The organism is Streptomyces sp. KL109B, from assembly GCF_030766935.1.
Classification (GTDB): domain Bacteria; phylum Actinomycetota; class Actinomycetes; order Streptomycetales; family Streptomycetaceae; genus Streptomyces.
Genome location: NZ_JASERL010000019.1, coordinates 110,068 through 129,912, shown reverse-complemented (window position 1 = coordinate 129,912; position 19,845 = coordinate 110,068). Strand labels below are relative to the sequence as shown.

The following is a 19,845-nucleotide window of genomic DNA, read 5'->3' as shown; positions in this document are numbered from 1 at the left end:
TGCCGCCGCCGCGCCTGCCGCCGCCGCGCCTGCCGCCGCCGCGCCTGCCGCCGCCGCGCCCGCCCCGGCGCCGGGCTCCGGGAAGATCAACCTCGACAAGGGCCGCGTCTCCCTCCAGAAGAACCAGACCGTGTCCCTGGTCAAGGGCGGCAAGCCACTGCTCTCCCAGGTCAAGATGGGCCTCGGCTGGGAGCCCGCGTACCGGGGCAAGGACATCGACCTGGACGCGTCGGTCATCGCGTACGGGCCGCAGCGCAACCACGTCGACAGCTGCTACTTCGGCAAGCTCTCCATCGTGGGCGGCGCCATCAAGCACTCCGGCGACAACCTCACGGGTGAGGGCGCGGGCGACGACGAGGTGATCGTCGTCGACCTGGGCCGCATCCCGCAGGAGGTCACGGGCCTCGTCTTCGTCGTGAACTCCTTCACCGGCCAGAAGTTCACCGAGGTCGCCAAGGCGTACTGCCGCCTCATCGACGCGGCGACCGGCGAGGAACTGGTCCGCTTCGACCTCACGAACGCGGAGTCGCAGACGGGCGTGATGATGGCCAAGCTCATCCGCCAGTTCTCCGGCGAGTGGGAGATGACGGGCATGGGCGAATTCGTGAAGTCGCGGACGGTGCGCGGGATGGTGAAGCCGGCGGCGAAGGCGCTGTAGAAACGTGCGGGTCGGTCGGGCGGAGTCCCGCGAGGATTCTCGCGTGGGGCGCCGTCCGACCGGTCGCCTTGGCCGAAGTTCTCTCAAGTCCAGCTCGGTGAACCGCTGTTGAGTGTTCCGTACGGCACCGGTCGGCCGGTGAGGGCGTCCAGGAGTACGCGGTCGGCGAGCGGATTCCGCAGTCTCACCTTCACACTCTTCTCGGTCATCCGGTTGGAGCAGGGTCCGCTTTTCACCCCTGCGGTGGAGGCGTACAGCACCACATCCTCATTCGTTTCCAGCGCCTTGACCACGGGGCCGTCGTCGCAGGACCCGTGTGTCGCCCTGACCGTGACGAAGCGTTCTTCCGTTGCGGGCTCGGCCAGCTGGACACCCCTGAGACCACCTGCGGCCCCCTGGCGGACCTGTCCGATCGGTGCGGGGGCGGGCAGCTTCGACGGGGTGACGGCGACGCGCGTCAGCGGGGCCGCGTAGCCCTGGAGCGTAAAGAGCCAGGCAGGGACGGTTGCCGTGCCCCGGCTCGTCGCGATCGTCGCCGTGCCGAGCTTCGCCCCCGTCACAGTCAGCCGCGGCCCCTCGCTGCGGTTGAGGGCGAACGACTGATAGGCCTGCTCCGCGCCGAGCAGTGGACGGTCGAGGGAGTCTCCGTGCCCCCAGGTCACCTTCCCTTGCGCAGGTTCGGCGGTCGGCAGATCCCCGCGTAGGACGAAGTTACGCGTTTCGTAGGCATGCTGGTCCGCCGCGCTGTGCCAGCCGGAATCCGGTTCGTGGAGCACATCGCTCATCGGGAAGTAACCCTGCCGCCAGGAATCGGCGGCCGTGGATCCCTTCCAGGCGGCCGCCACTTGACGGGCGCGCGCTTCTTGCGCACGGAGCGACTGAGGGTGCGCGCGCCCGTCCCTGTCACTTGGGTGGTCGCCGCAACCGACGAGGAGACAAGCACTCAGAGGGAATGCCAGCAACAGGCTGACGAGGCGCTTCGATCGCGTGTGCATGGAGACCTCGTGACGGTCGATGACGGATTCGATCCCCGGAGTACACCTTCGACGGGCAGCGGCGTACTCCGGTTCCTCAACGATTCCTTGAAACAGCGCGCGGACTAGTAGACCGCCAAGCCCTCTTGAGAGAGGACCCGATAAACCGGGGTGTACCAGCTGGAGCGGTCGGCCTGACTGTCCGAATCGCCGCACGGCTCGTCGGCGTAATTGGCGCCCGACTGAATACCAAGAGCCGTCTCGGCGCTGAACAGCGAACCTCCGCTGTCACCGTGAATGGCACAATTGCTGGCTTCTATCATGTGGTGAAGCGTGGTGCCGTCGTCGTAAGTGACGGTGGCGTCCGTTTTCAGCACCATGCCGACGAGGTCCTGGCTCATGGTTCCGATGCGCTTGACCTTCTCCCCCTCGAACGCCGAGGCGGAACGCGTGATCTGACTTGTCGAACCGTCTCGGTACTGAACCGTGCCGTAAGGCGTGACGTTGCTGTTGGTGTACTCCACCACCCCGTAATCGGACTGATCCGTATTGTTCCCGTAGTACCATTCCGTCGCTCTGCCGAGCGGAATGTCGCCGCTTCTCCGGTTCCATGTGACGGCGCCATTGTTCATGCAATGCCCGGCCGTGAGCAGGTACTTCTTGCCGCTGGAGTTCTGGACGTTGAACCCGGCGCTGCAGGTGACGACCCAGTTCGAACCGCCGGAAGAGTACTCCGACGTGATGCCCAGGCCGCCGCGCATGTCGTAGGCGGTCCGTTCGATCTTGCCGGAGCGTTCGGTGACGTCGACCGCGTCTCCGTACTCGGCGGCGACTTTCACGATGCGGTCCCGGTCGGCTGCGGAGACGCCGTCGTAGAGCTGAACGTCCACCCGGTTGTTGCGCTGGTCAATGCTCCAGGAGGTGTTGGGAACTCCCGCCATCTCATCCAGGCCGGCCTTGGCGGATTTGAGTTCGGCCGTGCTGTGCGGGACGACCTCCGCCACCGCCCCGGCATCGCGCACGGTTTCCGCGGCTGCCTGATCCGTCACCGCGACAACGATTCGGTCTTCCCGGTAATAGACACCGGCTGTGCGCGCGCTGCCCAACTGCCGCGTAATGGCGGTCGCCTTGGCCGGATCCGTGATCCGTGCCGGTGCCGCGTGGGCAGTGGTGGTCAGGGCAGTCAGTACAAGTACTGCACTGGCCGCCGCCGCACCTATTCCACGATATAAACGGTTCCGTCTGTGCACGTCCGCTTCCCTCTGCATTTGGGGCAATGAATCCCTTGATCACTGTGCTTCGGGTGAGGATGGTGAGTTGAGGTGGGCAAGCGGTGACTTGGATGTGAATAGTCCGCTTGCGCGCGCACGTTGGCCGGAACGCACGAGTCGTGGCCGAAAACCACTGAGCTGTTTCGCGGGAGCTCATCCGCCGGTTCTCCGGCGAGTGGGAGGTGGCGGGCATGGGCGACTTGGTGAAGTCGCGGACGGTGCGGGCATGGTGCGGCCGGCGGCGCAGGCGCTGTAGAAATCCCCTGTTCAGGCGGGTAGTTGAGGAGCAGGGTGGTCAACTGCCCGGTCGATGGTGAGAGTGCGGGGAAACCTCGGCTCATCACGGACGCGTGGGGCTACGAGCTTCCGTCCGGCGGCACCGGTGAGGGTGAGGATCCGGCCGAGGTGGCGGCGCGGGAGTTCGAGGAGGAGACCGGGTGGCGGCCGGGCCCGAGAGGACGACTTCGAGTCGTCGCGCCGTGAGTGGATGCCGCTGGAGAAGGTGCCGGAGTTGATCGGGCTCGGGGAGATCCGGTCGGCGAACGCCGTGGCCGCACTCCTTGTGCTGCACGCGCGCCGATGCGGGGACGCGCGAGCCTAACGAAAGGACCGGGCGGTGGTAGACACCAACCGTTCACCCGTATGGCGGCACGCTGGAGGGCTGGACCGGTCTCCCGCCGGGGCCCTCCATGGGGCCCCGAAACCGCCCCGACCAGGCAAGACAGCTACGTCAAGTGAACCCCCTTGTTGCGAAGCGGCCGGGGGCGCCGCGCGATGGACGTGAGGCACATGGTTCGAGCGGCGGCCATCGGCCGCCTCCATGGCCCGAAGGGAGTGATCACGCATGACGCAGAGCGGGATCAACAACCCGGACGCCCTCGTCGGGCTCACCGCGTACGACCGCACCGGGGAAAAGATCGGCAGCGTCGAGCGGGTCTACCTCGATGACAGGACCGGCGACGCCGACTGGGTGACGGTCAAGACGGGGCTCTTCGGCATGAAGGAGACCTTCGTGCCGCTGAAGGGCGCCACGCACGACGCCGACCGGCTCACCGTCCGGTACACGAAGGAAGCGGTGAAGGACGCGCCGAGGGTCGACGCCGACCAGCACCTCGACGAGTCCGAGAAGAGCCAGCTGTACGCCCACTACGGCATGACCCGCGCCGGTGCCGGGGCGGACTCCGCCGACAACCGGCCGCAGCGGCCGGAGCAGGCCGCAGGTACCGGTCAGATGGGCGCGGCCGGTACCGCGGGCGCCGCGGGCATGGCCGGAGTCACGGGCGGCGCCGCCGGTGCGCGCTCGGACGGCGGGCGGCACGCGGGCGCTGCCGCACGGGAGCCGGAGCCGGCCATGCGTTCCGGCGCCGACATCAGCGGCGACGGCGGCAAGGCCGACGAGATGATCCGCTCCGAGGAACGCCTGCGCGTCGGCGTCGAGGAGCAGGAGGTCGGCCACGCGCACCTGCGCAAGACCGTGGAGACGGAGAAGGTCACGACCTCCGTGCCCGTGTCCCACGAAGAGGTCCGCGTCGTGCGCGAACCGATCCGCGAGGGTGACGGCAACCGCGGCAAGGCCACGATCAGCGAGGCCGAGACCGAGGTGACGCTGCACGCGGAGCGCGCGGTCGTCCGCAAGGAGACGGTTCCGGTCGAGCGGGTCAGGCTGGAGACCGAGAAGGTCACGGAGACGAAGGAGGTCTCCGACACCGTCCGCAAGGAGAAGATCGAGTTCGACGACCCGACGAAGGGGAAGGGCGACGGCGGCATGCCCGGCGAGGGCAAGCTCGGCCGTCACGGGCCGCGCCACTGACCGTAGGAGCACGGCAGCAGCACGCGGGCCCGGCCGTCGAAGGTCGGGCCCGCGTCTGCGTCAGCGCGTCACGGCACCACCACGATCTTCCGCCCCACCCCCGAAGCGAACTGGTCGAGTGCCTGCGGGTACTGGTCAAGCGGCAGCCGGTCGCTGATGAAGACCGACGGGTCGAGGACGCCGCCCGCGAAGAGCTCCGCCGCCCGCTCGTAGCTGTGCAGGACCGCCATCGAGCCGGTGATGGTGATCTCCTGGTTGTAGATGCGGTACGGGTCGATCGTCACGCGCGTCGCGTAGTCGGCGACGCCGAACTGGAGGAACGTACCCGCCTTCGACACCCGGCCGAGGCCGTCCTGGATGGCAGCCGCGTTGCCGGTCGCGTCGATGACGACGTCCCAGCCGGTAGGGCGGTCCAGTTCGTCGGGGCCCGCAGCCGATGCCGAGACGCCCAACTGCCGGGCCGTCGCGAGGCGGTCCGGGTTGAGGTCCACCACGTCGACGCTCGCCGCGCCGGTCCGCTTGGCCAGCTCCAGCATCATCAGGCCCATCGTGCCGGAGCCGTAGATCAGGACGTGCGCGCCGAGGCGTGCGTTGAGCACGTCGTAGCCGCGCACCGCGCAGGACAGCGGTTCGATGAGGGCCGCGTCCTGGGTGCGTACGTGGTCGGGGAGCGGGACGCAGTTCGCCACCGGCGCCACCGCGTACTGGGCGGCCCCGCCCGCCGTCGACACCCCGATCGCCGCCCACCGCTCGCACAGGTTGCCCCGCCCGATCCGGCAGTAGCGGCACTCGTGGCAGTGCAGCGACGGGTCCACCGCGACGCGGTCGCCCACCATCAACTCGGTGACGTCCGCGCCCACTTCGGCCACCGTCCCCGCGAACTCGTGGCCCGGCACCACCGGCAGCGTAGGGGCGAACTCGCCTTGCAGGATGTGCAGATCGGTGCCGCAGAGCCCGCAGGCCGCGACCTCGACGACGACGTCCCGGGGGCCCGGAGTCGGGTCAGGCACCTCGCCGACGACGACCTTGCCCACCGATTCGACGATCGCGGCCTTCATGTGCAACCTCCAAGAATATTGCGGCAGTTCACTTCACCGCCCCCAGCGACAGGCCCTGTACGAGCTTGTCCTGGGCGGCGAACCCTGCCGCGAGCACCGGCAGGGAGATCACGAGCGACGCGGCGCACACCTTCGCCAGGAACAGGCCCTGGCTGGTGATGAAGCCGGTCAGGAAGACGGGTGCGGTCTGCGCGACGACGCCGGTCAGCACCCGGGCGAAGAGGAGTTCGTTCCAGGAGAAGATGAAGCAGATCAGGGCCGTCGCGGCGATGCCGGGCAGGGTGATGGGGGCCACCACGCGCGTCAGGACCGTCGGCAGTCGCGCCCCGTCGATCTGCGCCGCCTCGATCACCGCCACCGGCACCTCGGCGAGGAACGACTGCATCATCCACACCGCGATCGGCAGGTTCATCGACGTATAGAGGATGACCAGGAGCCAGATGTTGTCGAGGAAGTCCGTGTTCTTCGCGAAGAGGTAGATCGGGAGGAGCCCCGCCACCACCGGCAGCATCTTCGTCGACAGGAAGAAGAACAGCACGTCGGTCCACTTGCGGACGCGGCGGATCGACAGCGCGTACGCCGCCGGGAGCGCCAGCAGCAGCACGAACAGCGTCGCGGCGAGCGAGGCCACCGTCGAGTTGATGAGCGCGGGCCACGGGCTCGCGCCGCCGTCCGCGCCGAAGAAGTCGCGGTAGCCGTCGAGGGTGAGCGAGGCGGCGAAGGCCGGCGGGTTCTTCGCCGCGTCCGCCTCCGAGTGGAAGGACGTCAGCGCCATCCAGGCGATGGGCAGGAAGAAGACGATGCCGGCCAGCCAGGCGAGCAGCCCAAGTCCCTTGCCGCGCAGGAAAGTCGAGAATGTCATCAGCGTGACACCTCCTCGCGGAACAGCGACGACACGACGCGCAGCGCGAACGTCGCGATGATGATCGAGCCGATGACGACCAGGACGCCGGCCGCGGAGGCGAGACCGTTCTCGTGGGCCTGGTAGAAGGACTGGTAGACGGTGTACGGGAGGTTGGCCGTGCCGAGGCCGCCCGAGGTGATCGTGAAGACGGCGTCGAAGTTCTGCACGATGTAGATCGAGCCGAGCAGGGCGCCGAGCTCCAGATAGCGGCGCAGGTGCGGCAGGGTGAGGTGCTGGAAGATCTGCCAGGGCCCCGCGCCGTCCACGCGCGCCGCCTCGATGTGCTCGGGGGATCGCGACTGGAGGCCCGCGAGCAGGATCAGCATCATGAACGGCGTCCACTGCCAGATCAGCGAGATCTCCACGGCGATCAGCGGCGTCTTCGAGATCCAGTCGGGCTGCGGGCCGCCCACATAGTGCAACAGGCCGTTGAGCAGCCCGTATTCGGGGTTGTAGAGGACGTGCTTCCACAGCAGCGCCGCAGCCACAGGGACGATCAGGAACGGCGCGATGAGCAGCGTACGGACCAGGCCACGGCCCCGGAAGCGGCGGTCCAGGAGCAGCGCGAGCGCCAGGCCGATGACGAGGCTCGCGACGACCACCGTCACCGTCAGGACGATCGTGGTGAGGACCGACTTGCGTAGATCGGGGTCGGTGAGGACTTCGGTGTAGTTGCCGAATCCGGTGAACTGGCGGGCGTCCGGGTACAGCGCGTTCCAGTCGAAGAACGAGATCACGAGCGTGGCCACGAACGGGAGTTGGGTCACCACGATCATGAAGACCAGGGCGGGCAGCAGCGGCCCCCTGGTCGCCCAGGCGCGCAGCCTGCCCGGCGGGCGCGGGGCGGTCGGCGCGGGAGCGGTGCGGGGCGCCGGAGCTGAGGTCGTGGTCGTCGTCATCGGCCCTCGTACTCCTTCGCGATCTCGGCGGCGAGCTTCTGGGACTTGGCGAGCGCCGTGTCGACCGACTGGCGGCCCGCGACGGCCGCGCTGATCTCCTGCGAGACCTTGGTGCCGAGGTCGGTGAACTCGGGGATGCCGACGAACTGGATGCCGGGCGCGGGCCGCGGCTGCACGCCCGGATCGCGTACCCGCGCGCCCTCGATCGCGGCCTGCGTCTGCGCCTGGAAGGGGGCGGCCTCGGCCTTGTACTGGGGGATGTCGTACGTGGAGGCGCGCTTTCCGGCGGGCACGTTGGCCCAGCCGAACTTCTCGCCGACGAGCTTCTCGTACTCCTTGCCGGACGCCCAGGAGACGAACTTCCACGCCTTGTCGGGGTTCGGGGACGCCTTTTGCAGGCCCCAGGCCCAGGTGTAGAGCCAGCCGCTGGACCTCGTCTTCTCGACGGGCGCCGATACGTAGCCGATCTTGCCCTTGACCGGGGACTTCGACGCCTCCAGAGATCCGGCCGCGGAGGTGGCGTCGTACCACATGGCGGTCTTGCCCTGGGTGAGGTTGTTGAGGCACTCGGCGAAGCCGGACTGGGCGGCGCCGGACTCGCCGTGCTTGCGTACGAGGTCGACGTAGAACTTGGTGGCGTCCTTGAAGCCCTTGTCGTCGAGGCGGGCCTTCCAGTCCTTGTCGAACCAGGTGCCGCCGAAGGTGTTCACGACCGTCGTCAGCGGCGCCATCGACTCGCCCCAACCGGGAAGCCCGCGCAGGCAGATGCCCTTCATGCCCTTCTCCGCGCCGTCGACCTTCGCCGACAGGTCCGCGACCTGCCGCCAGGTCGGGTGCGCGGGCATCTTGAGGCCCTTCTTCGCGAAGACGTCCTTGCGGTACATGAGGAAGGAGGACTCGCCGTAGAACGGTTCGCCGTACAGCTTGCCGTCGTCGCCGGTCAGCGACTCGCGCATGGGGGCGAGGATGTCCTGCTGGTCGAAGCCCTTGTCCTTCTTGATGTACGGGTCGAGGGGGCGCAGCCAGCCGTTGCGGGCGTAGATCGGGATCTCGTAGTTGGAGAGCGTCGCGACGTCGTACTGGCCCGCCTGGTTGGCGAAGTCCTGGCTGATCTTGTCGCGGACGTCGTTCTCCGGCAGCACCGTGAAGTTGACCTTGATGCCGGTCTCCCGCGTGAAGTGCTTGGCCGTGAGCTTCTGCAACTCGACCATCTGCGGGTTGTTCACCATCAGGACGTTGAGGGAGTCACCGCCGCTGCCGAGCCCGCCCGCGCCGACCCAACAGCCGGACAAGAGGGGGGCGAGCAGCGTGCCTGCGGCGGCCGTCACGAGCAGTCTGCCCGGTGGCCTGCGGCGTCGGCTCTGGGTTCGCATCGAGGCTCCTGGAGTCGGAGTTGTGGGTGTCTCGGACACGGCTGGTCAGACGCGGATGACCTGCGGCCCCATCAGCGAGTAGCGGTGCGCCTCGGAGGCGGGCAGCTGGGTGCTGGTCACGATCGCCTCAAGGGCGCCGACCGGCGCGAAACGGCAGAAGCTGACCGCGCCGAACTTCGTGTGCACGCCCGCGAACACGGTGCGCCGCGCCGCCCGGATGGCCTGCGCCTTGACCTCGCTGACCGCCGGATCGGGGGTGGTCAGGCCGTGGTCGCGGGAGATGCCGTTGGCGCCGATGTAGGCGAGGTCGACGACGAAACCGGCGAGCATCTTCGTCGTCCAGTGGTCGACGGTCGCGAGCGTGCCCGCGCGGACCCGGCCGCCGAGCAGCAGCACGCTGGTGTTGTCGTTCTCGGCGAGCGCGCCCGCCGTGGCGAGGGAGGCGGTCACGACGGTCAGCGGCCGGTCGCGGGGCAGCGCCTCGGCGATCAGCTGCGGGGTGAACCCCTCGTCGACGAAGACGGTCTCCGCGTCACCGAGCAGATCGGCCGCCGCCGCGGCGATCCGGCGCTTCTCCGGTACGTGCATCGTCGTGCGGAACGCGAGCGTCGTCTCGAACCCGGCGCTCTCCACCGGATACGCCCCGCCGTGCGTGCGCCGCACCAGGCCGTGGTCCTCCAGGGCGCGCAGATCGCGGCGTACGGTCTCCTTCGCGACGCCGAGCGTGGCCGCGAGTTCGGTGACGTCGACGGAGCCGGAGTGCCGTGCGACCCGCACGATCTCCCGCTGCCGTTCCTCCGCGCTCATGCCGCCGACCTCCGTGCCGCCCATACCGTCCGCTGTCCGTTCCTCGTCGTCCCCGCCGGCCCTTGCCCGTTCGGGCTCTCGCGTGCCCGGAAGGGCCCGCACCGGAAGTTGTACCGGGGGTACGCCGAGGTGGACAGGCCCGCAGCGGGCCCGATGTCGCCCGTTCCTGCCCGTTTCGCGGGGCGCGGGGTCCGGCGCGGACCTGCACGGGAGCGGGGGAGGGTGTGGGTTCGGGCGGGGCGGGTGCCCGAACAAGACGGCGGGCGGGCCCGTTCGGTGCCCGCCCGCCGTCTCGCGTACGTGTGTGTCGGTACGTGTGTGTCAGTGGGGCCAGATCGGCGGGTCGTTGATGAAGCGGCCGCCCAGGTACCGGTGCGCCGGGTTGTCGTCGGTGAGCGGGCCGAACTCGGCCAGCAGCTTCTCCGCGTACACCTCCGAGTCGTCCTGCGGCTCGTAGCCGAGGGCGCGGGCGCTCGAAAGGTCCCACCACAGGCGGGTGTTGGCGGAGGAGCCGTAGGCGACGGTGTGGCCGACCTTCTCGGCGGTGAGCGCCGCGTGGAAGAGGCGGGCGCCGTCGCCGGGGCTCATCCACACCGACATCATGCGGACGTCCGTGGGCTCCTTGAAGCACGAGCCGATGCGCACGGAGACCGTCTCGATGCCGTGCTGGTCCCAGTAGAACTGGGCGAGGTCCTCGCCGAACGACTTCGACAGGCCGTAGTACGTGTCCGGGCGGTGCGGCGTCCCGACCGGGACCAGCGGCGCGCCGTCCTCGACGTGCGGGCGCGGCGTGTAGCCGACCGCGTGGTTGGAGGAGGCGAAGACGACGCGCGGGGCGGTGCCGTCCGCGCGGGACGCGGCCTCCTCGCGTACGGCCTCGTAGAGGTGGTACGTGCCCTTGATGTTCGAGTCGAGGATCTTCTCGAAGGTCGACTCCAGGCTGATGCCGGCGAGGTGCAGCACGCCGTCGACGCCGCGCACCGCCTCGCGCAGCGCGTCCGTGTCGTTCAGGTCGGCGACGATCGCGTCCGGGGCGTCCGCGACCGGGCGCACGTCGAGCAGGCGCAGCTCGTGACCGAGCGGCGGCAGCAACTCGCGCATCAGGGTGCCGAGTCCGCCGGCCGCGCCGGTGAGCAGGATGGTGCGGGGCGTGGAGGGGACTGGCATGGCGTGTGATCTCCGTGTCCGTGTGCGGTATTCACATTCGTGGATGCAGGGAAACGCTAAGGAGTGCTGTCACACCCGTCAAGGGAGCGGCATTAAGGGCAAGTTCGGACGCTTGACCCCGCCAGACGGCCGCCTTAACGTGGCTGTTCAGAAATGTAAACGCCAATCATGAACGTGTACAGGGAGAGTCCGTGACGCCCGTCTCGCCAGTCCCTCTCGCCGCTCGCCTCGCCATCCCCAGCGGGCCGCTCTTCTTCCCCGTCACCGCCTACGGGCCCGACGGGGCCGTGGACCTCGACACCTACCGCACCCACGTCCGGCGCGGCGTCGAGGCCGGGGCCGCCGCCGTGTTCGCCTGCTGCGGCACCGGGGAGTTCCACGCCCTCACGCCCGAGGAGTACGAGGCCTGCGTCGCCGCAGCCGTCGACGTGACGGCGGGCCGGGTGCCGGTCGTGGCGGGCGCCGGATACGGCACCGCGCTCGCCGTCCGCTACGCGCGCGCGGCCGAACGGGCGGGCGCGGACGGCCTGTTGGCGATGCCGCCGTACCTCGTCGTCGCCGGGCAGGAAGGCCTCCTGCGCCACTACACCGAACTGGCCGACGCGACCGGCCTCGACGTCATCGTCTACCAGCGCGACAACGCCGTCTTCACCCCGGAGACCGTCGTCGAACTCGCCCGCCACCCCAAGGTCATCGGACTGAAGGACGGCCTCGGCGACCTCGACCTGATGCAGCGCACCGTGAGCGCGGTGCGCACCAGCGGCGTCGCCGACGACTTCCTCTACTTCAACGGGCTGCCCACCGCCGAACTCACCATGCTCGCCTACCGGGGCATCGGCGTCACCCTCTACTCCTCCGCCGTCTTCTGCTTCGCCCCCGACATCGCGCAGGCCTTCCACAAGGCTCTCGGCGCGGGCGACGACGGAGTCGTGAACCGCCTCCTCGACGACTTCTACCGACCGCTCGTCGAACTCCGCAACCAGGGAAGGGGATACGCGGTGTCCCTGGTCAAGGCGGGCGTGCGGCTGCGCGGGCTCGACGTCGGACCGGTGCGCCCGCCGCTGCACGAGCCGAGCGAGGAACACGTCAAGAAGCTCGCCGAACTCGTCGAGCGCGCCCACGCCACGGTGGAAGGAGCCGACGCGTGAAGACCTCGACCTTCGTCTACCCCTGGGACGTCAACGGCGACCCGGACGCCGCCCGCCGCATCGCCGAACTCGGCGTCCAGCAGGTCACCCTCGCCGCCGCCTACCACTCCACGCGCGCCCTGACGCCCCGCCACCCGCGCCACCGCATCGTGACCGCCGAGCACGCGTCGACGCTCTACCCGATCGACGAACAGCGGTGGTACGGAAGGGAATTGAAGCCGTACGAAGCCGGGTCCTGGGCCCCCGGAGACGCCTACGCGGAAGCCGCCGAGGCCCTCGCCGACGCCGGACTCGACGTCCACACGTGGGTCGTCCTCGCCCACAACTCCCGTATGGGCGCCGACCATCCGGACACCTCCGTCGTCAACGCCTACGGAGACCGCTACCCCTGGGCGCCCTGCATCGCGCAGCCCGCCACGCGCGCGTACCTCGTCGACCTCGCGGCGGAGGCGGCGACCCGCCCCGGCGCGCGCGGCACCGAACTCGAATCCCTCGGCTGGTACGGACTCGCGCACCTGCACGCCCACGACAAGACCGGCGGCGTAGGACTCGGCGAGGCGGGCCAGTACCTGATGTCGCTGTGCTTCTGCCCGACCTGCCGCGAGGGGTACGCCGAACACGGCCTGGACCCGGTCGAGTTGGCGGTCACCGTGCGCGCCGCCCTGGGCCCCGTATGGCGCGGGAAGGCCACGGACGACGGCTGGCCCACGGTCGAGAAACTGCTCGGCGCCGAGACCGCCGCCGCCACGCGCGCGTACCGCGACGCCACGGCCCGCTCCCTCCAGGAAGCGGCCGTCACGGCGGTACGCGCCGCCGTCCCGGCCGACTGCAAAGCCTTCCAAGTACTCCTGCACGCCGACCCGGTCTCGTACCACTGCGGCGCCAACGCCGGAGTCGACCCGGCCCACATCCTCTCCGTCGCCGACGGCGTCGTCGTGCCGTGCACGGGCGGGGCGGGCCTGGTGAAGCCGTTCGCCGCGCAGGGCCGGGGCGTCGTCGCCGCGAACTTCACCGTCGTCCGCGGCATGGGCGGCAGCCCGGCCACCCTCGCGGACGACGTGCGTGCGGCGCGTGAGCTGGGGGCGACGGAACTGCGGCTGTATCACGCGGGGTTGGCGTCGGACGGTGATCTGGAGGTGGTGCGCGGGGCGCTGGCTTCGGTCTGAGAGGGCTCTGAGGGGGCCTGGGGGGCCTGAGGGGGGGCCTCAGTCCGAGGGGGCGGCGACCGGGAACCCGAGCTCCTCGGCCGCCTTCGTCAGCTCCGTGTCGTACGTGACGAAGGCGGTCAGGTCGGAGCGGAACGGGTCACGCGGATACCGGATATGTCCAGGCAGGTGCGGACGCCGCAGGAGGCCGGCCTCACCCCCGCCCGAGGTCCCTCGCGTCCAGCCGCACCGCCTTCCCCGTGACCGGGCCGCCGCGGCTGCCCGGGACGATCCAGTACGTGCCCTTGTAGGGCGCGGGGTGGAAGTCCTGGGTGGTGACGGTCAGGTCGCCGATGCCGTCGCCGTCGAGGTCGGCCACGTCGAGGCCGCCGCCGAAGTTGTCGCGCTGGTACGTGGCCGTGGGCATGCCCGGCATGCCGACGTCCTGGCGGTCGAAGGAGTACGCCGGGGTCGTCGTCAGGCCCGTGCGGCCGCCGAGGTAGATCGTGACGCTGCCGACCTGGTGTTCCCGGTCCCGGTAGGTGGCGGTGATCAGGTCGTCGCGGCCGTCGCCGTTCACGTCGCCGGTGGTGCTGTTGTCGTAGTCGCCGTCCAGCGGGAGCCGGGTCGTGGGGCGGCCGCCCGTGCCGGGGCCCGCCGGGCCGCCGTATACGACGCGGCCCTTCGGGGTGCCTTGTGCGTCGCGCTCCATCCGGATGATGTCGTCGCGGCCGTTGCCGCCGAAGTCCGCGACGGGCATGGGGCCCAGGGAGTTCCGTGGTGTGAGGGCCGGGTCCGAGCCGTGCTCGTCGCCCTCCGGGTTGTACGGGACGCGGGCGCCGTCGCCCAACGCCGCCAGGCCGCCCGCGCGCACGGTGCTCCGGTCGGCGCGCACCCGGTAGTACGAGGCGTCCGCGTACACCTCCGGCCAGCCCTCGCCGGTCAGCTTCCCCTCGCGGAAGCCGGTCGTGACGAACTCGTCGCGGCCGTCGCCGTCGAAGTCGCCCGTGGCCAGGGCCTCCGTGTAGACGCGGCCCTGCTGGGTGATGTCGACGGTGCGGCTCTGCTTCGGGCGGCCGTCCCGGTCGAACGGGCCGAACTCCAGGGACACGCACCGGACCTTGTCCTTCGCGCCGCCGGTTCCTGGGTAGGGGCCCGACACCAGGTCGAGCGCGCCGTCGCCGTCGAAGTCGCCCGTCGCGAGGTGCGGCGCCGCGCGGTCGCGCTCCTGGTGCCGGGCGCCGGCCACGGCACCCTTGCCGCCCCACACGATCTGCTCCTCGTAGTGGTCGGTCCTGCCGCTCTTGGTGGTGTGCGGCGAGGTGAACATGATGTCCGCGAACCCGTCCCGGTCCCAGTCGCCGGTGAGCCCGCCCACCGGGTCGCCCTGGGTGACCGGGTTGCCGATCGTCTCCATGTCGACGCCGGGGAAACGGTCCGTGAGGGAGACCTGGCGGCCGGCGGCGACCCCCTCGGACGAACCGAGCAGCAGCCCGCGGTTGTGCTGCACGGGCTTGCCGCGAACCCGGTAGGCGCCGTACAGGAGCAGATCGTGCTCGCCGTCGCCGTTGAAGTCGTCGCGGTTCAGGGCGCGGCGGGCGTCACGGGCCTCGCGGGTGGCGCCGTCCCCGGACGGGGTCGGGACCGGGGTGGGCGAGGCGTCGGCGGGGGAGACGCACCTGCCGAGGGGCTGCGGGCGGGCCCGGTCGTCGCCGCCGGTCCCGCCGGTCCCGCCGGTCCCGCCGGTCGAGCAGGACGCGAGCAGCAGGGCGACGGCGCACGTCAGAGCGGATGCGGTGGCGCGGCGCGCGGGGCGGGAGCGGGGCATGGGGCTCATCCTGCGGGAGATCAACTCGCCCGCGCCAGCCGTCAATTGGCGGATTTCTTTTGCCGGAAGCGTTGACGAAACCTTGCCGTGCTTCTAGCTTCAACGCGTCGTACTTCGTACGTCATATATGAGACGCGATACGTCAGACGCGATACGCGATACGCGATACGTGATGCGCCAGACGCGATACGCCATACGAGAGGCCCGCATGACCTCTGTGCCCACGCCGATCCCCTCCCGCACCCAGTACGTCCTGGAGGAGATCAAGCACCGCATCCTGACGGGGCAGCTGCGCCCCGGCCAGGCCCTGGTGGAGACCGACGTCGCCGCGCAGTTCGGGGTGTCCAAGACCCCCGTGCGCGAGGCGCTCAAGACCCTGGCCGGCACCGGGCTCGTCGTGATGAGCCAGTACAAGGGCGTCACGGTTCGCATGGTGGACGCCGACATGGCCCGCGAGGTCTACGACGTGCGGCTGCTGCTCGAACCGGAGGCACTGCGCCGCACCGTGCACCGCCGCGCCTCCCTCGACGTCGCCCGCGACGCCCTCCGCCGGGCCGCCACCGCGAGCGACACGGCCCAACGCTCCCTCGCCAACCGGGAGTTCCACCGCGCCCTCTACCTCCCCTGCGGCAACCCGCTGCTCGGCAAGATGCTCGACGAGGTCCGCGACCAGGCCGCCCTGGTGTCCGCTGTGGCCTGGGCCGCCGACCCGTCGTGGGACCGGGAGGCCGCCGAGCACCAGGAGATCCTGGAGCTCGCCCTCGCCGGTGACGCCCAAGGTGCCTCGCGCGCGCTGCGGAACCACATCGCGTCGTTCGTCGAGCGGGCCTTCCCCGAAGTGCGGGAGGACCGGGAAGAAAAGGGTGAGCACCACTCATGACCGCAACGTCAACCACGCCGACCACACCCGTCACGTTCGAGGCCCAACGCGCCGCGCTCGCCGACGTCGTCGCGATCCCGGTGACCCCGTTCACCGAGCGCGGCTCCGTCGACGAGGGCCAGTACCGGGCCCTGCTGCGGCGCCTGCTCGACAGCGGCGTGCGCACCCTCACGCCGAACGGGAACACCGGCGAGTTCTACGCCCTCAGCCCCAAGGAGCGCCGCCTCGTCACGGAGCTGACCCTCGACGAGGTGGGGGAGCGCGGCGTGGTCCTGGTCGGCGTCGGCCACGACGTGCCGACCGCCGTCGACGCCGCCCGGCACGCCCGTGAGCACGGCGCGCACATGGTGATGGTCCACCAGCCCGTGCACCCGTACGTCTCCGAGGTCGGCTGGGTCGACTACCACCGGGCCATCGCGCACGCCGTGCCCGAACTCGGCGTCGTCCCGTACCTCAGGAACCCCGCCCTCCCCGGCGCCCGCCTCGCCGAACTCGGCGACGACTGCCCGAACGTGATCGGCGTCAAGTACGCGGTGCCGGACGCCGCCCGCTTCGCCGGCTTCGCGCGGGACGCGGGCCTGGAGCGGTTCGTGTGGGTGGCCGGGCTCGCCGAGCCGTACGCGCCCTCCTACTTCTCCGCGGGCGCCACCGGCTTCACCTCGGGACTCGTGAACGTCGCGCCGAAGGTCTCGCTGGCCATGATCGAAGCGCTTCGAGCCGGTGACTTCGGCGCCGCCATGAAGGTGTGGGAGCAGATCCGCCGCTTCGAGGAACTGCGCGGCGCGGACGCCTCCGCCAACAACGTCACCGTCGTCAAGGAGGCCCTCGCCTCCCTCGGCCTGTGCCGCCGCGACGTACGCCCGCCGAGCAAGGAACTGCCGGAGGCGGCGCGCGCCGAGGTCGCCGAGATCGCGGCGGGGTGGTCCATATGACCGCCGCCGCACCGAGAGCCCGGCTCGCGCCCGAACAGCTCCGCTCCCACCAGTGGTACGGCACCGAGGGCCAGCTGCGCACCTGGTCGCACAACGCCCGGATGCGCCAACTCGGCTACGAGGCCGAGGAGTACAAGGGCCGCCCCGTCGTCGCCGTCCTCAACACCTGGTCCGACATCAACCCCTGCCACGTCCACCTGCGCGAGCGCGCCGAGGCCGTGAAGCGGGGCGTGTGGCAGGCGGGCGGCTTCCCGCTCGAATTCCCCGTGGCCACGCTCTCGGAGACGTACCAGAAGCCCACCCCGATGCTCTACCGCAACCTCCTCGCCATGGAGACCGAGGAACTGCTGCGCTCCTATCCGGTCGACGCGGCGGTGCTGCTCGGGGGCTGTGACAAGTCGACGCCCGCGCTGCTCATGGGCGCGACCTCCGCCGACGTACCGGCCATCTTCGTGCCGGCCGGGCCGATGCTGCCCGGTCACTGGCGCGGCGAGACCCTGGGCTCCGGAACCGACATGTGGAAGCACTGGGACGAGCACCGTGCCGGTAACCTCACCGACTGCGAACTCCGTGAGATCCAGGCCGGGTTGGCGCGCTCGCCCGGCCACTGCATGACCATGGGGACCGCCTCCACCATGACCGCGGCGGCCGAGGCCCTCGGCATGACACTGCCGGGCGCCTCGTCGATCCCGGCCGTGGACTCGGCGCACGAGCGGATGGCCGCCGCCTCCGGGCGCCGCGCCGTCGAACTCGCGTGGACCGCGCTCAAGCCCTCCGAGATCCTCACCCCCGCCGCCTTCGAGGACGCCGTCACCACGGTGCTCGGACTCGGCGGCTCCACCAACGCCGTCATCCACCTCATCGCCATGGCGGGCCGCGCCGGGGTCCCGCTCACCCTCGACGACTTCGACCGCGTCGCGCGCACCGTACCCATGCTCGCGAACGTGCGGCCGGGCGGACGGACGTACCTCATGGAGGACTTCTACTTCGCCGGCGGCCTGCCCGCGTTCCACTCCCGGATCCCCGACCTGCTGCACCTCGAACGGCCCACGGTCGACGGGCGGTTCGGCGATCGGCTCGAAGGCGCCGAAGTGCACAACGACGACGTGATCAGGGCTCGTACGAACCCGGTCGCGGCCGAGGGCGGCGTCGCCGTCCTGCGCGGCAACCTCTGCCCCGACGGCGCCGTCATCAAGCACATCGCCGCCGAGCAGCGGCTGCTCAAGCACACCGGCACCGCGGTCGTCTTCGACGACTACAAGACCATGCAACGCACCATCAACGACCCGGAGTTGGGCATCACCGCCGACAGCGTCCTGGTGCTGCGCGGCTCGGGCCCGAAGGGCGGGCCCGGCATGCCCGAGTACGGGATGCTGCCCATCCCCGACCACCTGCTCAAGCAGGGCGTGCGCGACATGGTGCGGCTCTCCGACGCCCGGATGAGCGGCACGAGTTACGGGGCGTGCGTCCTGCACATCGCCCCCGAGTCGCACGTCGGCGGGCCGCTCGCGCTCGTCCGCAGCGGGGACACCATCACCCTCGACGTCGCCGCCCGCTCGCTCCAACTCAACGTAGAAGACGAGGAGTTGGCGCGCAGGAAGGTCGAGTGGGTGGCGCCCGATGAGCGGTGCGAGCGCGGCTACGGCGTGCTCTACAACGAGCAGATCACCCAGGCCGACACCGGCTGCGACTTCGCCTTCCTCGCCAGGCCGGGCAAGGTCCCGGACCCGTACGCGAGCTGAACCACCTCTGAACCACCTCTGAACCACCCGCCGTGGGCCCTTTGTTGGCCGACATCTCGAACACCGTCTGCGAAGCGTTTCGATACGTGTCCCGTGCAAGCGCTTTCTGTCGACCCGCAAGCAGCACACGCAGGCAGCACCCGCAGGCACCACCCGTAAGCAGCACCCGCAAGAAGCACCGACCTGAGCCACCGAGAACGGAGTTCCCGTCATGGCCCAAGCCGCAGCCGTGGCCAAAGCCCCGCAGGGCGCGTCGCCGCCCCGGCGCCGCAAGTCAGCCACCCCGCGCAGGCTCCCGTATCTGCTGATCGCGCCCGCCGGGCTGCTGATGCTGGGCTTCATCGCGTATCCCGTCATCAGCGTCTTCTACTACAGCCTGCAGCACTTCAACCCGACCAAGCCGTGGCGCAACGGCTTCGCGGGCTTCGACAACTTCGTCACCGCGTTCACCGAAGACCCGGACTTCTGGCGGACGTTGGGCTTCAGCCTCCAGTGGGTCGGCGTCCAGGTGGTGCTGCAGCTGCTGCTCGGCCTCGGGCTCGCGCTCGTCGTCAACCAGACCTTCATCGGCCGCGGCCTCGCCCGCGCCATGGTCTTCTCGCCATGGGCCGTGTCGGGTGTCCTCACCTCGGCCGTCTGGATGCTGCTCTACAACTCCCAGACCGGCATCACCCGTTACCTCGCGGACATGGGCGTCGGCTCGTACGGCACGTCCTGGCTGTCGGACACCGCGACCGTCTTCCCCGCCGTCGTCACCGCCGAACTCTGGCGCGGCGTCCCCTTCTTCGCGATCCTCATCCTCGCCGACCTGCAGTCCGTGTCGAAGGACCTGTACGAGGCCGCCGAGGTCGACGGCGCGAGCCGGCTGCGGCAGTTCTTCCACATCACGCTGCCGCACCTCAAGGACGCGATCATCCTGTCCACGCTGCTGCGCGCCGTGTGGGAGTTCAACAACGTCGACCTGCTCTACACCCTCACCGGCGGCGGACCCGCGGGTGAGACGACCACCCTGCCGCTGCGCATCGCCTCCATCGCCGTGGACTCGCACGACTTCGGCTACGCGTCCGCGCTCACGTCCATCGCCTTCGTGATCCTCCTGTTCTGCTCGATGATCTACCTCCGCCTGAGCAAGTTCGGGGGCGAGGACAAGTGACCGTCAAGGAAGCCCAGTTGACCGCCACCACGACCACGCCCGTCGCCACCTCCGGCGGCGGTGGCCGGCACCGCGCCGCCCTCACCCCCACGAAGA

The 19,845-nt window shown here is 70.2% G+C and carries 17 protein-coding genes and 1 pseudogene; 9 read left to right on the top strand and 9 right to left on the bottom strand.

Features of this window, described 5'->3' with window-relative positions:
• Nucleotides 1-658: TerD family protein (locus RBJ65_RS41475; protein WP_306332207.1), on the top strand; the 658-nt coding region annotated here is incomplete at its 5' end.
• 83 nt (nt 659-741) lie between these two features.
• On the opposite strand, the gene RBJ65_RS41470 is transcribed toward RBJ65_RS41475, so the two are convergent.
• Nucleotides 742-1,443: a hypothetical protein gene (locus RBJ65_RS41470; RefSeq protein WP_306322523.1), complete on the bottom strand. Its 702-nt coding sequence runs from the start codon at nt 1,441-1,443 to the stop codon at nt 742-744.
• Nucleotides 1,444-1,757: 314 nt separating this feature from the next.
• Nucleotides 1,758-2,882: a S1 family peptidase gene (locus RBJ65_RS41465; RefSeq protein WP_306322522.1), complete on the bottom strand. Its 1,125-nt coding sequence runs from the start codon at nt 2,880-2,882 to the stop codon at nt 1,758-1,760.
• 354 nt (nt 2,883-3,236) lie between these two features.
• Between RBJ65_RS41465 and RBJ65_RS41460 the strand changes: the two are divergent.
• Both RBJ65_RS41460 and RBJ65_RS41455 read left to right on the top strand, forming a co-directional pair.
• Nucleotides 3,237-3,504, top strand: a pseudogene (locus tag RBJ65_RS41460) (NUDIX domain-containing protein); the annotation flags it as partial.
• Between the two features lie 243 nt (nt 3,505-3,747).
• Entirely contained in the window at nt 3,748-4,713 is a 966-nt protein-coding gene (locus RBJ65_RS41455) for a PRC and DUF2382 domain-containing protein (protein WP_306322521.1), read from the top strand.
• Between the two features lie 68 nt (nt 4,714-4,781).
• Here RBJ65_RS41455 and RBJ65_RS41450 read toward each other — a convergent pair whose 3' ends face one another.
• From RBJ65_RS41450 to RBJ65_RS41425, 6 genes are all read right to left on the bottom strand, one after another.
• The gene (locus RBJ65_RS41450) at nt 4,782-5,771 is read right to left on the bottom strand and encodes a zinc-dependent alcohol dehydrogenase family protein (protein WP_306322520.1); all 990 of its coding nucleotides are present in this window, start codon (nt 5,769-5,771) and stop codon (nt 4,782-4,784) included.
• A gap of 28 nt (nt 5,772-5,799) precedes the next feature.
• Complete coding sequence (locus RBJ65_RS41445) at nt 5,800-6,633, bottom strand: carbohydrate ABC transporter permease (protein WP_306322519.1); 834 nt, start codon at nt 6,631-6,633, stop codon at nt 5,800-5,802.
• The gene (locus RBJ65_RS41440; RefSeq protein WP_306322518.1) at nt 6,633-7,574 is read right to left on the bottom strand and encodes a carbohydrate ABC transporter permease; all 942 of its coding nucleotides are present in this window, start codon (nt 7,572-7,574) and stop codon (nt 6,633-6,635) included. Before RBJ65_RS41440 ends, RBJ65_RS41445 begins: the two co-directional genes overlap by 1 nt.
• Complete coding sequence (locus tag RBJ65_RS41435) at nt 7,571-8,947, bottom strand: sugar ABC transporter substrate-binding protein (protein ID WP_306322517.1); 1,377 nt, start codon at nt 8,945-8,947, stop codon at nt 7,571-7,573. The genes RBJ65_RS41440 and RBJ65_RS41435 overlap by 4 nt, the downstream gene beginning before the upstream one ends.
• 45 nt (nt 8,948-8,992) lie before the next feature.
• Nucleotides 8,993-9,778 carry a DeoR/GlpR family DNA-binding transcription regulator gene (locus RBJ65_RS41430; RefSeq protein ID WP_306322516.1) on the bottom strand — a complete coding sequence of 262 codons (786 nt, stop codon included), beginning with the start codon at nt 9,776-9,778 and terminating at the stop codon, nt 8,993-8,995.
• A 297-nt stretch (nt 9,779-10,075) separates the two neighbouring features.
• Complete coding sequence (locus RBJ65_RS41425) at nt 10,076-10,921, bottom strand: NAD(P)-dependent oxidoreductase (RefSeq protein WP_306322515.1); 846 nt, start codon at nt 10,919-10,921, stop codon at nt 10,076-10,078.
• A 191-nt stretch (nt 10,922-11,112) separates the two neighbouring features.
• On the opposite strand from RBJ65_RS41425, the gene RBJ65_RS41420 reads away from it, so the two are divergent.
• Nucleotides 11,113-12,069, top strand: a complete 957-nt coding sequence (locus RBJ65_RS41420; RefSeq protein WP_306322514.1) for a 5-dehydro-4-deoxyglucarate dehydratase — start codon at nt 11,113-11,115, stop codon at nt 12,067-12,069.
• On the top strand, nt 12,066-13,235 hold the full coding sequence (locus tag RBJ65_RS41415) for a hypothetical protein (protein ID WP_306322513.1): 1,170 nt from the start codon (nt 12,066-12,068) through the stop codon (nt 13,233-13,235). Before RBJ65_RS41420 ends, RBJ65_RS41415 begins: the two co-directional genes overlap by 4 nt.
• A gap of 193 nt (nt 13,236-13,428) precedes the next feature.
• Here the strand turns inward: RBJ65_RS41415 and RBJ65_RS41410 are convergent, their stop codons facing one another.
• Entirely contained in the window at nt 13,429-15,042 is a 1,614-nt protein-coding gene (locus tag RBJ65_RS41410) for a VCBS repeat-containing protein (RefSeq protein ID WP_306322512.1), read from the bottom strand.
• A gap of 208 nt (nt 15,043-15,250) precedes the next feature.
• Here RBJ65_RS41410 and RBJ65_RS41405 point away from each other — a divergent pair, with 208 nt between their 5' ends.
• From RBJ65_RS41405 to RBJ65_RS41390, 4 genes are all read left to right on the top strand, one after another.
• Entirely contained in the window at nt 15,251-15,922 is a 672-nt protein-coding gene (locus RBJ65_RS41405) for a GntR family transcriptional regulator (protein ID WP_306322511.1), read from the top strand.
• On the top strand, nt 15,919-16,854 hold the full coding sequence (locus RBJ65_RS41400; RefSeq protein WP_306322510.1) for a dihydrodipicolinate synthase family protein: 936 nt from the start codon (nt 15,919-15,921) through the stop codon (nt 16,852-16,854). Before RBJ65_RS41405 ends, RBJ65_RS41400 begins: the two co-directional genes overlap by 4 nt.
• Nucleotides 16,851-18,596 carry an L-arabinonate dehydratase gene (gene araD, locus RBJ65_RS41395; RefSeq protein ID WP_306322509.1) on the top strand — a complete coding sequence of 582 codons (1,746 nt, stop codon included), beginning with the start codon at nt 16,851-16,853 and terminating at the stop codon, nt 18,594-18,596. Before RBJ65_RS41400 ends, araD begins: the two co-directional genes overlap by 4 nt.
• Nucleotides 18,597-18,807: 211 nt before the next feature.
• Nucleotides 18,808-19,749, top strand: a complete 942-nt coding sequence (locus RBJ65_RS41390) for a carbohydrate ABC transporter permease (RefSeq protein WP_306322508.1) — start codon at nt 18,808-18,810, stop codon at nt 19,747-19,749.
• The last annotated feature ends 96 nt before the right edge of the window (nt 19,750-19,845 follow it).